This is a genomic window from Pseudomonas sp. 382 (genome assembly GCF_002759075.1).
Classification (GTDB): Bacteria; Pseudomonadota; Gammaproteobacteria; order Pseudomonadales; family Pseudomonadaceae; genus Aquipseudomonas; species Aquipseudomonas vlassakiae.
The window spans coordinates 40,233-54,325 of sequence record NZ_PEMX01000003.1; the positions used below are offsets into that span (position 1 = coordinate 40,233).

The 14,093-nt window shown below is 64.9% G+C and carries 13 protein-coding genes; 7 read left to right on the forward strand and 6 right to left on the reverse strand.

Going from position 1 to position 14,093, the window contains the following annotated elements; all coding sequences use genetic code 11:
* Positions 1–31 precede the first annotated feature (31 nt).
* Together CQW31_RS05055 and CQW31_RS05060 are read left to right on the forward strand one after the other, a co-directional pair.
* Positions 32–763 carry an SDR family oxidoreductase gene (locus CQW31_RS05055; RefSeq protein ID WP_099813942.1) on the forward strand — a complete coding sequence of 244 codons (732 nt, stop codon included), beginning with the start codon at positions 32–34 and terminating at the stop codon, positions 761–763.
* Positions 764–789: 26 nt separating this feature from the next.
* Positions 790–1,383: a 2-hydroxychromene-2-carboxylate isomerase gene (locus CQW31_RS05060; protein WP_099813943.1), complete on the forward strand. Its 594-nt coding sequence runs from the start codon at positions 790–792 to the stop codon at positions 1,381–1,383.
* A gap of 38 nt (positions 1,384–1,421) precedes the next feature.
* On the opposite strand, the gene CQW31_RS05065 is transcribed toward CQW31_RS05060, so the two are convergent.
* From CQW31_RS05065 to CQW31_RS05080, 4 genes are all read right to left on the reverse strand, one after another.
* Positions 1,422–1,967, reverse strand: coding sequence for a cupin domain-containing protein (locus CQW31_RS05065; protein ID WP_054887330.1), 546 nt, complete (start codon positions 1,965–1,967; stop codon positions 1,422–1,424).
* Positions 1,968–2,045: 78 nt separating this feature from the next.
* Entirely contained in the window at positions 2,046–3,251 is a 1,206-nt protein-coding gene (locus tag CQW31_RS05070; RefSeq protein ID WP_054887329.1) for an MFS transporter, read from the reverse strand.
* Between the two features lie 81 nt (positions 3,252–3,332).
* Positions 3,333–3,866, reverse strand: coding sequence for a cytochrome b (locus tag CQW31_RS05075; RefSeq protein ID WP_099813944.1), 534 nt, complete (start codon positions 3,864–3,866; stop codon positions 3,333–3,335).
* Positions 3,863–4,909 (reverse strand): catalase family peroxidase, encoded by a 1,047-nt coding sequence (locus tag CQW31_RS05080; protein ID WP_099813945.1) that lies wholly within the window; start codon positions 4,907–4,909, stop codon positions 3,863–3,865. The genes CQW31_RS05075 and CQW31_RS05080 overlap by 4 nt, the downstream gene beginning before the upstream one ends.
* Before the next feature lie 129 nt (positions 4,910–5,038).
* On the opposite strand from CQW31_RS05080, the gene CQW31_RS05085 reads away from it, so the two are divergent.
* Together CQW31_RS05085 and CQW31_RS05090 are read left to right on the forward strand one after the other, a co-directional pair.
* On the forward strand, positions 5,039–5,560 hold the full coding sequence (locus CQW31_RS05085) for a sigma-70 family RNA polymerase sigma factor (RefSeq protein WP_099813946.1): 522 nt from the start codon (positions 5,039–5,041) through the stop codon (positions 5,558–5,560).
* Positions 5,557–6,309: an anti-sigma factor gene (locus CQW31_RS05090; RefSeq protein WP_099813947.1), complete on the forward strand. Its 753-nt coding sequence runs from the start codon at positions 5,557–5,559 to the stop codon at positions 6,307–6,309. Before CQW31_RS05085 ends, CQW31_RS05090 begins: the two co-directional genes overlap by 4 nt.
* Before the next feature lie 114 nt (positions 6,310–6,423).
* Here the strand turns inward: CQW31_RS05090 and xthA are convergent, their stop codons facing one another.
* Positions 6,424–7,236 (reverse strand): exodeoxyribonuclease III, encoded by an 813-nt coding sequence (gene xthA, locus CQW31_RS05095; protein WP_099813948.1) that lies wholly within the window; start codon positions 7,234–7,236, stop codon positions 6,424–6,426.
* Between the two features lie 164 nt (positions 7,237–7,400).
* Between xthA and CQW31_RS05100 the strand changes: the two genes are divergently transcribed.
* The 3 genes from CQW31_RS05100 to CQW31_RS05110 are packed head-to-tail and all read left to right on the forward strand — an operon-like array spanning position 7,401 to position 13,518.
* Complete coding sequence (locus CQW31_RS05100; protein WP_054887325.1) at positions 7,401–8,051, forward strand: N-acetyltransferase; 651 nt, start codon at positions 7,401–7,403, stop codon at positions 8,049–8,051.
* A 53-nt stretch (positions 8,052–8,104) separates the two neighbouring features.
* A complete protein-coding gene (locus CQW31_RS05105) occupies positions 8,105–9,847 on the forward strand; it encodes an autotransporter assembly complex family protein (RefSeq protein WP_054887417.1) in 1,743 nt (580 codons plus the stop codon).
* Positions 9,844–13,518, forward strand: coding sequence for a translocation/assembly module TamB domain-containing protein (locus tag CQW31_RS05110; RefSeq protein WP_099813949.1), 3,675 nt, complete (start codon positions 9,844–9,846; stop codon positions 13,516–13,518). The genes CQW31_RS05105 and CQW31_RS05110 overlap by 4 nt, the downstream gene beginning before the upstream one ends.
* Before the next feature lie 6 nt (positions 13,519–13,524).
* Here CQW31_RS05110 and CQW31_RS05115 read toward each other — a convergent pair whose 3' ends face one another.
* Positions 13,525–14,082: a DUF2589 domain-containing protein gene (locus CQW31_RS05115; RefSeq protein WP_249341961.1), complete on the reverse strand. Its 558-nt coding sequence runs from the start codon at positions 14,080–14,082 to the stop codon at positions 13,525–13,527.
* Between the last annotated feature and the right edge of the window lie 11 nt (positions 14,083–14,093).

The following is a 14,093-nucleotide window of genomic DNA, read 5'->3' on the forward strand; positions in this document are numbered from 1 at the left end:
ACTAAACGATCATTCACCAATGGAGTCAGGCATGCTAGAACAACAAAAAGTGGTGCTGGTGATCGGGGCCGGGGACGCCACCGGTGGCGCAATCGCCAAGCGCTTTGCCCGTGAGGGCTATGTCGCCTGTGTTACGCGCCGCCAGGCCGATAAGTTGCAGCCGTTGATCGATGAGATCCGCGCCGAAGGGGGCCAAGCCCATGGTTTCGGCTCGGATGCGCGCAAAGAGCAGGAAGTTGCCGAGCTGGTCGAAACCATCGAACGTGATATTGGCCCGATTGAAGCCTTTGTCTTCAATATCGGCGCCAATGTGCCGTGCAGCATCCTTGAGGAGACCCCGCGCAAATACTTCAAGATCTGGGAAATGGCCTGCTTCGCCGGCTTCCTCACCGGCCAGGCCGTGGCCCGGCGCATGGTCACCCGTGAGCGTGGCACGATCCTCTTCACCGGCGCCACTGCAGGCACTCGCGGCGCTGCCGGTTTCGCCGCCTTCGCCGGGGCCAAGCATGGCCTGCGTGCCTTGGCCCAGAGCATGGCGCGCGAGCTTGGCCCGCGCAACATCCACGTGGCCCATGTGGTGGTGGATGGGGCCATCGACACCGCGTTCATTCGTGACACGTTCCCCGAACGCTACGCGCTGAAGGATCAGGACGGTATCCTCGCCCCGGCGCACATCGCCGACAGCTACTGGTTCCTGCATGCCCAGCCCCGGGATGCCTGGACCTTCGAACTGGACCTGCGCCCGTGGATGGAGCGCTGGTAAGCCTGCCTGAGCAAGGAGCGTGACCTATGAGCAAGACCGTGGAGTTCTACTTCGACCTGGGCAGCCCGGCCAGTTATCTGGCCTGGACCCAGCTGCCTGCGCTGTGCGCCCGGCATGGCGCGACCCTGGTCTACCGGCCCATGCTGCTGGGCGGGGTGTTCCAGGCCACCGGCAACGCATCACCGGCGATGATCCCTGCCAAGGGCCGCTACATGTTCATCGATCTTGGCCGTTACGCCCGCCGTTATGACGTGCCGTTCGGGCTGCCGCCGGGGTTCCCGGTGAACACCCTGACCCTGATGCGCGGCACCCTCGGCATGCAGCTTCGTGCGCCCGCGCAGTTCGACGCGTTGTTGGCCGTGCTGTTCAAGGGGCTTTGGCAGCATCAGCGCAACTTGAGCGATGGTCAGGTACTGAATGAAACGCTGCACCAGTCTGGCTTCGACCCTGAGGCATTTCATGCTCTGGCGGCCGATGGCGAGGTAAAGGCCGAACTCAAGCGGGTGACCGAGGAGGCGGTTGCGCGGGGTGTGTTTGGTGCGCCGACCTGCTTTGTCGATGGGCAAATGTTCTTCGGCCAGGATCGCCTGGATTTCGTCGAAGAAGCGCTGAGCCGTTGAGGCTGGATGGCCTCTCCATGGGTGAGGCCATCGCGGGCTCAGAAATTCGCCGGGGTGTTGGCGCTGATGATTTCCGCCTCGTCCGGGCCGATGTTCTTGAAGCTGTGCGGCAGGGTAGTAGGGATGTAGTAGCCATCGCCCGAGTTGAGGATGCTCACTTGGCCATCGACCCACAGCTCCACGGTGCCACGGGTAACCAGGCCACATTCTTCGCCTTCGGCATGCACGATCGGCTCGCCGGAGTCGGCGCCGGGGGCATACAGTTCACGCAGCATGCGCATCTGGCGGGCCTCGACGCTGGCACCGACCAGCAGCATGCGCAGGCCATTGCGGCCCAGGTCCGGCTGCTCGCTGGCGCGGAACACGAAGCGCTCTTCGCGCACCGGCTCGTCGAAACTGAAGAACTCGGCCAGGGTCATGGGGATCCCTTCGAGGAGTTTTTTCAGGGAGCTGACCGACGGGCTGACACGGTTCTGTTCGATCTGCGAGATCGTCGAATTGGTCAACCCGCTGCGGCGGGCCAGTTCCCGTTGGGAGAGGTTGTTGCGTTCACGCACCAGTTTGAGTCGCGTCCCCGTGTCCATAGCCGCCTTGTAATCAGAGGTGTTTAAAATAATTAGCGACGCATTAAAACATACTCTGCACGCTTGCGCGCTGTGCTTTCAGGCGCGTTGGTCACGCGGCAGCGGCCACAGCCCGACCAGTAGCAACAGCAGTGCCACCGCCAGGAACGGCAGGCGTGGGTCCAAGGCGTAGACCAGGGTTCCGGCCAACGGGCCGATCACCGCCCCCATGCCTTGGGCTGCGCCAATCGAGCCGGCGGTGGCACCTTGTTCCGAGGCCTGCATGGCATTGGCTGCCAGCGCGGAAAACGCCGGGAATACAAAGCCCATACCGGCTGCAGCGACAAAATAGCAGCTCCACAGCCAGGGCGCCGTGGTGGCCAGCGCGCCAGCGGCGAAACCCAGCCCCGACACGCTGGCACCGACCCGGATCATCTTCAACGGTGGCCACTCCAGCTGGCGCAGCAGCACCTGCGACAGGATCAGCGCCACCCCGACGGTGGTCAGGGCGACACCGGCAGCCTGTGCGGCATCGGTCGGCGCCAGTTGCAGGCGGTCGAGGGCGAAGAAGCCGACGACGATCTGCGAAACCGTGACGCTGAGCATGGCGCTGAACGCCACCAGCAGTGGCCGGCGCAAGCGGGCGTCGCTGAGCCGAACCGGGCTGGGCGCATAGGTTTGGGCAAGGGGCTGTGGTTTGAGCTTGAACAACACCACCAAGAAGGCGCTGGCCGGCAGCAACGACATGATGTGAAAGGGCAGGCTGAGGCTGTGCTGGGCCAGCACGGCTGCCAGCGCCGGCCCCACCACCAGGCCGACGGCATTCGCCGCGCCCAGTGAAGCCATGGCCCGCGCCCGGCGCTGCGGTTCGACATGGTCGGCGATCAGTGCATTGCAGCCCACCGGTATGGCAGCGTAGAAAGCGCCGATGCAACCGCGCGCCAGCATCAGCCCGACGAAGGCCAGGCTTGCCCCTGGCAACCAGCGCAGCGCACCTTCGACGAACAGGCACAGTAGCCAGTAGGCCAGGGTGAAGCCAGCGCTGCCCATCAGCAGGATGCGGCGACGCCCCAGGCGGTCGGACAATCGCCCCCAAGGGCGCGCGAGCAGCACCCAGACCACGCCGGCCACCGTCACCGCCGCGCCGGCCTGCCAGGTGGCCATGCCCAGCAAGCGCGAGATCGGCCCGATCAGCGCGACGAAGGCCATCATCGACATGGTGCAGGCCATGTTGGCCAGCAGCAGCGGGCGCATGTCCAGGGCGTTGGCAGGGGCAAGCAGGGCAGGGTCCTTTGCGGTGTTCATCGGGCAGTCCAGAGCAGGTCGACAAGCTAGCTGTCGAGATGAGTAAGAGTAGTCATCGTGAGCCCGCCTGGCGTCAGCCTGTCATTCGCTGCGCCGCACGTGGCCTGGCCACATGCTACGCAACACGCCGTCCCGACGCACCAACGCATGCATCAGCGCCGCGCCCAGATGCACCAGTACAGTGGCGAACAGCAGGTAGCCTGCCCAGCCATGGGCCTGGCGCAGCAAGGCATACAGCTGCAGGTCGTGCGGGGCGATCGCCGGCAGTTGCAGGGGGCGTGGGTAGCCGCCCGCCGACAGCATCGCCCAGCCCAGCAGCGGCATGGCCAGCATCAGGGCGTAGAGCAGCAAGTGCGAGGCGCCCGCGGCAACACGTTGCAAGGCAGGCAGGTCGGTGGGCAAGGGCGGATGTGGCAAGGTCAGGCGCAGGCCGATGCGCACGATCACCAGTCCCAGCAGTGCCAGGCCTGTGGCCTTGTGCAATTCGACCAGCAGCGGGTGGCGCGGTGACAGGTCGCCGACCATGCTCACGCCAATGAACAGCATGCTGATGATCAGGATCGCCATCAGCCAGTGCACCAGGCGCGCCATCGGGTGGAAGACTTCAGGTTTCATCGCTTTGCTCCTGCGCCGAGGGACTCGCGGCTGCGGCGGTTGAATGATTCCGAATAGGCCGCCGAACGGGCGGCGAGGATTGGGTCGGCGGACGGTTCGATGCCACCGGGCAGGATCAATGGGTCGAAGTTCAGGTCACGGCAAGCGCCTTGTTCGGGGGCGTCGACCTGTTCGATCACCAGGCTGCCGGCATCGACGCGACGGCGTTCGGCCGGCCAGGGACGAGCCGGGTCGTCCACCGCATCGCCCTGGTCTGCCAGCACCAGGCGCAGGGTCCAGCGCAATGGCCCTTGGTCCAGGCGCTGTTGCAGGTCGTGCTGGAGGAACTGTTTGTCGTCGACCTGGCCGGGCAGGGCGGTGAATGGCGTTTGCGGTTCCAGCTGCCAGCGTACCGGGTGCGCGGTGCCGTGGGCGTCGATCAGGCGGAAGGCATTGATGCTGTGGTACTGGGTGCTGGCGAAGCTGTCGCTGGGTTTGTAGCTTGCCGCCCACTGGCGAAATGCCGCGCTCTCCGGGTGGGCGGCGAAAAATGCCTGCAGCTTTGCCGGGTCTGGCTTGCCAGTGGCCGGATCTGGCGCGCCGGCCAGCACCTGGTCGTAGAAGCCTTGCGGTGTGCTGACCGCCAGCACGGGCGGGTTGTTCATGCCGGTACGCCAGACTTGGCCGTCATCGGTACTCAACTGGATTGCCAGGCTGCGCACCGGTATGCCGGTGTCCGGGGCGAACGGGTTGGCACCGCCGATGGCGAAGCGGCCGATCACCGGCACTCGCGCCTGGCTGAAAGCCCGTGCTGTCGACAAGCTCGCGGCCTGGCCACTGGGCTCGAAGTAGCCGCTGACGCACAGGCCCTTGGCGTGGTTCTTGCGATACCCCGGGTAGTGCCCGGCCTGGGCTTCGAAGGTATCGATGATGCGTTGTGGCGTCAGCTGCGGCCCGCCTATCCAGCCTGCGGCATAGGCGAAGCCGGCGCCCAGCGCCAGCAGCACGGTGCCGATGCCGGCCAGGCGCAGCGCCTTGGCAGGGCCTTGCAAGGGTGAGTTCATGGTGGTCATCCGGTTCAGTGAAGGTGGCGGTACGACGGCCTGGGGAAAGACTTATTCCCTGGGCGGGAATAAATTTTCTTGTCGGGCGTCTGCCCCTACACTGACAACCCCAGCGCCCGGTACCTGACCATGCACGATCTGGACGAACAGCAATGGCGTGAGCTGTTGCAGCGCTTGCGCCGCTTTGCCCTGTGGCTGACCCGTGAGCCCGGCAGTGCCGATGATCTGGTCCAGGCCACCATCGAACGCGCCTTGAGCCGCCGAGACCAGCAACGCGAAGCCGAGGCGCTGCGCGCCTGGCTGTTTACCATTCTTTATCGGCTGTTTCTCGATGCCAAGCGCCGCGAGCGCTTGCATGCCCGCTGGCTGTCATGGTTCGGCCGCAGCGCGGTGGAGCATGAAGCACTCGGCGATAACACCGAGGACATCGTCCTGGCCCAGGCCGACTTGCAGGCCTTCGCCCAGCTCTCGACCGAACAGCGGGCCTTGCTGTTGCTGGTGAGCATCGAGGGGCTCAGTTACAAGGAAGCGGCGGCAGCCCTGGAAATCCCTATTGGCACGGTGATGTCGCGCCTGTCGCGTGCCCGTGCTGCCTTGCGTGAACTGACCGAAGGCAACCCCCAGCCGCCGGCCTTGCGGAGACTCAAATGACACGCCTGATTCCTGGTGAAGACGAACTGCACGCCTATATCGATGACCGCCTGGAGCCCACCCGCCGTGCCGAGGTGCAGGCCTGGCTGGCGGCCAACCCGCAGGAAGCGGCGCGGGTCGAGGCCTGGCGCAACGATGCCCGGCGCCTGCGTGCGGCCTTGGCAGGGTTTGCCGAGCAGCCTGGGGCGGCCACGCTCGACCTGCGTCAGGTGCAGCAGCGGGTGCGCCAGCGTCGCCAGCGGCGGCTGGCTTCGGCGGCGGTGCTGTTGCTGGCCATGGGGGTCGGCGGGTTGGGTGGCTGGCAGGCACGCCAGGTGACCTTGGCCAGCCATGTATTGCCGATGGCCGATGCGGTGCAGGCCCATCGATTGTTCGCCGGCAGTGAGGCACTGGATATCCAGGCCAGTGACCCGGCGCAATTGCGCGACTGGCTGGGCCGGCATTTCAACCGCGTGGGCCAGCTCCCTGACCTGGCGGGTTACGGCTTCGAGCCGGTCGGTGCGCGCTTGCTCAGCAACGAGCAGGGGCCGGCAGCGCTGTTGGTATTCCAGGATCGTAACGGCCAGCGCATCAGCCTGTTCCTGCGCTCGCCGGGCGACCGCTATGAACGCATGCCGCAGGGGCAGCGGGTCGATGGGCAACTGGAGGCGCGATACTGGTCGCATGGGGCGTACAACTTTGCCCTGGTCAGCGCGGCGGACGATGGGCGTGGGGCAGGGGTTGGGGAGGCGTTGCGCCTGGGGCTCTAGCGGGTATCGTGTGTGTCTCTTCGCGGGCACGCCCGCTCCCACAGGATTACCACAAGCTCGAGCGTTGTGGGTTCCCTGTGGGAGCGGGCGTGCCCGCGAATGCGTCGGATCAGGTCAGCTCAATTCGAGCCAGATCGGCGCATGGTCGGAAGGCTTTTCCATCCCGCGCAGCTCATAGTCCACGCCGGCCGCCTTGATCCGCGGCACCAGGGCCTGGGAGGCCATGATCAGGTCGATGCGCAGGCCGCGCTTGGGTTCGTCCTCGAAGCCGCGGCTGCGGTAGTCGAACCAGCTGAAGCGGTCGGCTACGTCCGGGTGCAGGTGGCGGAAGCTGTCCACCAGGCCCCAGCCCTTGAGGCGTTCCATCCACTCGCGCTCTTCCGGCAGGAAGCTGCACTTGCCGGTCTTCAGCCAGCGCTTGGCGTTGTCCGGGCCGATGCCGATGTCGCAGTCCTGGGGCGAGATGTTCATGTCGCCCATCACCAAGACCGGCTGGTCGTTCTTGAACTGCGCTTCGAGCAACGCTTGCAGATCGCTGTAGAAGCGCTGCTTGGCCGGGAACTTGGTGGGGTGATCACGGCTTTCACCTTGCGGGAAGTAGCCGTTCATGACAGTGATCGGGTTACCGTCGGCATCGGCGAAGGTGCCCCAGATGAAGCGGCGCTGCGCATCTTCTTCATCCGTGGCAAAGCCCTTGGACAGGCTCAGCGGCGCCTGGCGCGAGAGCAGGGCGACCCCGTAGTGGCCCTTCTGGCCGTGGTAGTGCACGTGGTAGCCCAGCGCCTGGACATCGGCCAGGGGGAACTGATCGTCGCTGACCTTGGTTTCCTGCAGGCCGATCACGTCCGGCTGGTGCTTTTCGATCAGCGCCGCCAGCTGGTGCGGGCGGGCCCGCAGGCCGTTGATGTTGAAACAGACGATCTTCATTGGAAAGACAATCCTGGTAAAAGGCCGGATGCTAGCCGACATCGGCGATGATCACCAGCATGGCGGCCAGGCCCTGGCACTGCTAACGTGCTGGGTGAGGTGAACGATGCGCAGTGGAGCACCTCCAAGGCACTGACATGCCCTTTCCAGGAGGACGACCCGCCATGCTCGAAACAGCTGCCGCCCAGGCGCGTATCTGCACCCTCGATGACGGCTACAGCCGTGAGGCACGCTCACTGTTGTACAACGCCTACCGCCACGAACCGACTTTTGCCTATATCTTCGAAGCCCAGCGCCCAGGCTACGAGCGCCGGTTGCGGGTGATGGTGCGCGAGTGGGTACGTCAACATTTTTACCTGCAGCTGCCGGCAATCGGCCTGCTGCTGGAAGACCGCCTGATCGCCATGGCCCTGATCGTGCCGCCGCAACGTCGCCTGGGTGTGGCCGACAGCTGGGCCTGGCGCTTGCGCATGCTGCTGGGCACCGGCCAGCGCTGTACCCGACGCTACATGGATTACCAGGCCGCGCTGGCCAGCTGCCTGCCGAGCGGGCAGGTGCACATGCTGCCGCTGCTGGGGGTGCATCCGCAATTTCGAGGCTGTCACTATGGCGAGCAATTGTTACAAGCTGTTCACGATTGGTGCGCGGAAGACCCCAACACCCAAGGCGTGGTGCTGGACTCTGGCAACGAGCATTACCTGGCCTTTTACGCGCGCCAGGGCTATGAAGAGATAGGGGAGGTAGCTGTAGGGCCAGTCCGGGAAAGGGTGTTCTTTCATCCCAACCCAGTCTCATCCATGTCATCAATTGCTTGAACTGTGCCGCCAGGCGCCTCCCTTGAGCGCCTGGCTCTGGTAGCATGCGCCGCATGACGTATTCAGGAAGACTTACCTGGGGCCTGGTTTTCTGGGCTGCCAGTGTTGCTGCATGGGGCCAGAGCGAGTTGCTGGTGAAGGTCAAGCCCGCCAACAAGGAACTCAAGGCCAATGTCGAAGGCTATATCGGTAGCCTTGGAGACCGCGATGAGCAAGCGCTGCTGCGTTTCAGTCGCGGGGCCCAGGAGCAGGCGCGCAAGGCCGCGCAGGCCCTTGGCTACTATCAGGCGCAGATCGACACCGAGGTCAAGCCGCCAGCCAAGGCCGACCAGTACCCACAGCTGATCATCGAGATCGCCCCCGGCGAGCCGGTGCGCCTGCGCAACGTGACGGTGCGCATCGAAGGGCCGGCCAGCGAGATGAAAGGTTTTCGCGTACCCGACAGCAAGGCCCTGCGGGAGGGTGAACAGCTCAACCATGGCACGTACGAAGATGCCAAGCGGTTGATCCAGAACCAGGCTTCGCGCTATGGCTTCTTCAGTGGCCACTTCACGCGCCAGCGCCTGGCGGTCGACCCTCAGGCCGGTGTGGCCGATATCGAACTGGTTTACCAGAGTGGTCCGCGTTATCGCCTCGGCGCCGTGAAATTCACTGGTGACACGCCGCTCGATGAAGACCTGCTGCAGCGCATGGTCTCGTTCAAGCCCGGCACGCCTTACGACTCCGAACTGATTGCCCAACTCAACAACGACCTGCAATCGAGTGGCTATTTCGAAGGCGTGCGGGTCGATGCCGCGCCCACTGCGGCAGTGGGCGAGGACATCCCGGTAGAGGTGCGCCTCGACACCCGCAAACCGCGCACCATGGGCCTGGGCCTGGGCTTCTCGACTGACGTGGGGCCGCGTGGCAAGGCCAACTGGACACGGCACTGGGTCAATCCGCAAGGCCATAGTTATGGCTGGGAAACCGAGCTTTCGGCTCCGCGGCAGAACGTGGGCTTGTGGTACGACGTGCCGCTCGATCCACCCTTGACCGACAAGCTGCGCTTCGCAGGTGGTTACCAGAACGAGGAAATCGCCGGCACCGACACCCTCAGCAAGTTGCTGACCGTCGGCCCGGAGTGGCACAGCAAACTGGCCAGCGGCTGGCAGCGGGTGGTCTCGCTCAAGTACCAGCGCGAAGAGTATCGCCTGGGCGATGACTCGGGGCTTAGCAACCTGCTGATGCCCGGCGTGAGTTTTTCCTACCTGCGCAGTGACAACCGCATCGACCCGCACAACGGCTACCGCTTACAGTTTGATACCCAGGTGGCCAAGGAGGGGCTGGTGTCCGACACCAACCTGTTGCACGGCAATGTCCTGCTCAAGGGCCTGACTACGCTCGGCCACAATCACCGTTTCCTCGGCCGGGTGCAGTTCGGTGGCAGTGCCACCAACGGCTACAAGAACAACATTCCGCCGTCGCTGCGCTTTTTCGCCGGTGGTGACCAGAGCGTGCGCGGCTACGACTACCAGACGCTCTCGCCGAAGAACAGCGACGGTGACCGCATTGGCGGGCGCTACCTGGTCGCGGGGAGTGTCGAGTACCAGTATTCGCTGGCCGAAAAATGGCGGGTGGCAACCTTCATCGATCAGGGCAACGCGTTCAACACGCTGGAACTGCCCAGCCTCAAGACCGGGGTCGGTTTTGGTGTGCGCTGGGTTTCGCCGGTAGGGCCGCTGCGCCTGGACCTGGCCAAGGCGCTCGATGACGACGGCGGTATTCGCCTGCACTTCTCCATGGGGCCCGAGCTGTGATGCGTGTGTTGAAATTCGTTCTGCCGGGCGTGCTCGGCAGTGTGCTGCTGGTGGCCTTGGCCCTGGGGCTGTTGCTGGGTACCGAAGGCGGCAGCCGTTGGGTTCTCGGCCGAGTGCCAGGGCTGACGATCGAAGCATTCCAGGGCCGCTTGGCAGGCACCTGGCAGGCCAGCCAGTTGCGCTGGGTCGACGGCGGCAACACGGTGCAGCTGCAAGCGCCGCTACTGAGCTGGTCTCCCGCTTGCCTCATGCGCGCCACGCTGTGTATCGACCAGCTACAGGCTCAGCGGGTCGACATGGCCTTCGCGCCAGGCGATCAAACGGCCGAAAGTGCTCCGCTGCAGTTACCCGCCCTGCGCTTGCCGCTGGCGATCGAGGTCGGTGAGGTGAAGGTGGGGCAGTTGCGCCTGGATGGCAGTGATCTGCTTGGCGATCTGCACCTGGCGGCGCACTGGACCGCGAGTGGCCTGCGCATCGACAGCCTGCAGTTGCAACGTGACGGTTTGCGGGTGCACCTGCAGGGCGATGTGCAGCCTGAGGGAAATTGGCCGGTACAACTTCAAGGCCAGGTGCAGTTGCCAGCGGTGGAGGGCAAGGCCTGGCAACTGGCCCTGACCGCCAAGGGTGAATTGCAGAAAACCCTTACCCTCGACGCCACCAGCAGCGGCTACCTGGATGCCCGCCTGAACGGGACGCTACAGGCCCTGGCCGAACACTTGCCGGCGAAGCTGCAGATACGCGCCGACGCATTCAAACCAATGGGCTCGTTGCCCGACACGCTGCAATTCAACCAGCTTGTGCTGGATGCCCAGGGCGACCTCCTCAAGGGCTATCAACTGTCTGGTAGCGCCAGCTTGCCGGCCGAACAGGCCCCGATCGCACTGGCGCTGGCCGGCAAGGTGGACGCCAAGGGTGCCAAGCTGGATGCCCTGGACCTGACAGCCAGCGACACCCAGCGCGTCAAGCTGCAGGCCAGCGCTGACTGGCAGCAGGCGCTGAAGGCCGACGCTCAACTGGATTGGCAGGACTTTCCGTGGTTGCGTCTATACCCGCTGGAAACGCCGCCGCAGGTTACCCTCAAGCGTTTCAGTGCCCAGGTTCAATACCAGGATGGCAACTACCAGGGCACCTTCAACGGTGATCTCGACGGCCCGGCAGGGGCATTTACCCTGGCCAGCCCGTTCCAAGGTGACCTGGGCCAGGTGCGCCTGCCGCAGCTGGCGCTGACCGCCGGGCAGGGCAAGGCGGCGGGCAGCGTCGTTGTGCGCTTTGCCGATACGCTGGCCTGGGACGTCGACCTGCAGTTGTCAGCGCTGGACCCCGCGTACTGGCTCGCCGAGTTGCCGGGCACCCTGGCCGGGCCTTTGCGCAGCAAGGGTGAGATGAAGGGCGAACAACTCAGCCTGGATGCCCAGCTCGACCTCAAGGGGCGCCTGCGCGGGCAGCCGGCGATGCTCAAGGTCGAGGCCAAAGGGGCCGGGCAGAGCTGGACGCTCGGCGCACTGGCTGTGCAACTGGGCGATAACCGTATCAACGGTAGCGGTAGCCTGCAGCAGCGCATGGCCGGGCGTGTCGACCTCGATCTGCCACGGCTTGGCCAGCTATGGCCGAGGTTGCAAGGGCGGGTTAAAGGGCGCCTGGACGTCAGCGGCACGCTGAACGCACCGCAAGGCAACCTGACCCTGCAGGGCCAGCAACTGGCGCAGGAAGAAAACCACCTCCAGCGGCTCGAGCTGGAGGGGCGTCTGGACAGCGCCCAACGGGGCGTGATCGACCTCAAGGCCAGCGGCATCCGCCTGGGCGACACGGTGCTGGGCACCTTGCAGGCCAATGGCAAGGGTGATATCCGCCAGCAGGCGCTGACCCTGGCCCTGGACGGTCCGCAACTCAAGCTCGACCTGGGCCTGGATGGCCAGCTGAACAAAGGCGACTGGCGTGGTCGCCTGGCCAGCGGCAGGATCCAGGCCGGTGGCCAGGACTGGCAGCTGCAGTCACCGGCGCGCCTGCAGCGGCTGGCAAGTGGCCAATTGGATTTCGGCGCCCATTGCTGGCGTTCAGGCCAGGCCAGCCTGTGCGGCGAGGACCAACGGCTGGCGCCCGAGCCGCGTCTGCGCTATCACCTCAAGCAGTTCCCGCTGGATAGCCTGGCGCAATGGCTGCCGAAGGACTTCGCCTGGCAAGGCATGCTCAATGCCGACGTGAACCTGGACATTCCCACCAGCGGCCCGAAGGGCAACATCCGTGTCGATGCCAGTGGCGGTACGTTGCGCGTTCGCGACAACGGCCGCTGGATCGACTTCCCTTACCAGGCCCTGCGGCTGGACAGCACCCTGGCGCCACGCCGGGTCGATACGCGCCTGGATTTTCGCGGTGAGCGCCTGGGTGAGCTGAGCCTGAACACGCGCCTCGATCCGCTGGGCAAGAACAAGCCGCTGTCTGGCGACTTCCGTCTCGCCGGGCTGGATGTGTCGATTGCCCGTCCGTTCGTGCCGATGGTCGAACGCCTGGCCGGGCAGTTGAATGGCAGCGGCCGCTTGACCGGCACCTTGCTGGCACCACAAATCAACGGCAACCTGGTGCTCACCGGGGGCGAGGTCAGTGGTGCCGAGCTGCCGGTCAGCCTGCAGGACCTGTCGCTGCAGGCCCTGATCGCTGGCGAGCAGGTGCAGATCAACGGCGGCTGGCGCAGCGGCGATGCCGGGCGCGGCCAACTCAACGGCCAGCTGACCTGGGGCCAGGCCCTGGGCATGGACCTGCATCTGCAGGGCCAGCAACTGCCCGTGACCGTCGAGCCCTACGCGACACTGGAAGTTGCCCCGGACCTGAACCTGCGGCTGGTCGATGACAAGCTGGCGGTGACCGGCAAGGTGCTGGTGCCCAAGGGCAAGATCATTGTGCGCGAGTTGCCACCTTCTACTGTCAAGGTCTCGGACGACACGGTCATCGTCGGCCACCAGACCGAAGAGGGCAAGCCGCCCATGGCGATGGCCATGGATATCGATGTGGTCGTGGGGCAGGACACGCTGTCATTCAGCGGCTTTGGCCTGACTGCCAACCTGCTTGGCCACGTGCATATAGGCGACAACATGGACACCCGTGGCGAACTGAGCCTGGCCGATGGTCGCTACCGTGCCTACGGCCAGCGCCTGACCATTCGCCGCGCACGGTTGCTTTTTGCCGGGCCGATCGACCAGCCTTATCTGGATATCGAGGCCATCCGCAAGGTCGACGATGTGATTGCCGGTATCCGCCTGAATGGCAGCGCCGAGCAGCCGACCACCACGGTGTTCTCGGAACCGGCCATGAGCCAGGAGCAGGCGTTGTCGTACTTGGTGCTGGGGCGCCCGCTGGGGACTTCTGGCGAGGATAACAACATGCTTGCCGAAGCGGCATTGGGCCTGGGCCTGGCGGGCAGTGCCGGGATTACCGGCAGCCTGGCCTCGGGCCTCGGGATCGATGACTTCCAGTTGGATACCGAAGGCTCCGGTAACAGCACCAGCGTAGTGGCCAGTGGCAACCTGACCGAGAAGCTCAGCTTGCGCTACGGGGTCGGGGTGTTCGAGCCGGCCAATACCATTGCGCTGCGTTACAAGTTGAGCAAGAAGGTATACCTGGAGGCTGCCAGCGGGCTGGCGAGCTCCCTGGATATCTTCTACAAGCGAGATTTCTGAAGAACGTCAGCGAACGGTGGCGGCCTCGATGAATTCGTTGGTTTCGGCGGGTGCAGGCGTGTCGGGCTTGCGTATGGGGGTGATCAGCTTGGTGTACTCCTCAATCAGGCGGTTAAGTGCCTCGGGTGGTTCGCTGGCATGAAACTGCATGCGGATCTGCACTTCGTCAGGGTCCCGTGTTTCACCCTGGCGCCCCTGGGCGCCGATCGTCACCTTGAAACTGGCGGCACTGGCCTGTGCGCATTCTTCGCTTAGGGCGCCCAGGCCTTCGGTTGCGTTGACCCGCACCGACAGATCCACCTGCATGCGCTCCAGGCTCAGGCCCTTGGGTGCCACCAGGGCGAACAGAGGCACGCGCATGATGTGTCGATCGTCCATGGCGACTTCGACCATCTTCGCTTTCATCGGGCTGCCCAAGGCCTGGCTGTCACAGTCAAAGAACTGGTCGAACAGGTTGATGTACTGCTGGGCTATAAGGCTATTGGTGGCCGCAGCGGCCTCTTGAAGACCGCGGGTGATATCCCGCAGGTCGATTGCAGTCATGGGCACTGGGGGGGTGTCCAAAGGGTTGGCTC

What these genes read in the sequence shown, in the direction of transcription:
- CQW31_RS05055 (WP_099813942.1), top strand. Translation starts at nt 32, where the DNA reads ATGCTAGAACAACAAAAAGTGGTGCTGGTGATCGGGGCCGGGGACGCC.
- CQW31_RS05060 (WP_099813943.1), top strand. Translation starts at nt 790, where the DNA reads ATGAGCAAGACCGTGGAGTTCTACTTCGACCTGGGCAGCCCGGCCAGT.
- CQW31_RS05065 (WP_054887330.1), bottom strand. Translation starts at nt 1,967, where the DNA reads ATGGACACGGGGACGCGACTCAAACTGGTGCGTGAACGCAACAACCTC.
- CQW31_RS05070 (WP_054887329.1), bottom strand. Translation starts at nt 3,251, where the DNA reads ATGAACACCGCAAAGGACCCTGCCCTGCTTGCCCCTGCCAACGCCCTG.
- CQW31_RS05075 (WP_099813944.1), bottom strand. Translation starts at nt 3,866, where the DNA reads ATGAAACCTGAAGTCTTCCACCCGATGGCGCGCCTGGTGCACTGGCTG.
- CQW31_RS05080 (WP_099813945.1), bottom strand. Translation starts at nt 4,909, where the DNA reads ATGAACTCACCCTTGCAAGGCCCTGCCAAGGCGCTGCGCCTGGCCGGC.
- CQW31_RS05085 (WP_099813946.1), top strand. Translation starts at nt 5,039, where the DNA reads ATGCACGATCTGGACGAACAGCAATGGCGTGAGCTGTTGCAGCGCTTG.
- CQW31_RS05090 (WP_099813947.1), top strand. Translation starts at nt 5,557, where the DNA reads ATGACACGCCTGATTCCTGGTGAAGACGAACTGCACGCCTATATCGAT.
- xthA (WP_099813948.1), bottom strand. Translation starts at nt 7,236, where the DNA reads ATGAAGATCGTCTGTTTCAACATCAACGGCCTGCGGGCCCGCCCGCAC.
- CQW31_RS05100 (WP_054887325.1), top strand. Translation starts at nt 7,401, where the DNA reads ATGCTCGAAACAGCTGCCGCCCAGGCGCGTATCTGCACCCTCGATGAC.
- CQW31_RS05105 (WP_054887417.1), top strand. Translation starts at nt 8,105, where the DNA reads ATGACGTATTCAGGAAGACTTACCTGGGGCCTGGTTTTCTGGGCTGCC.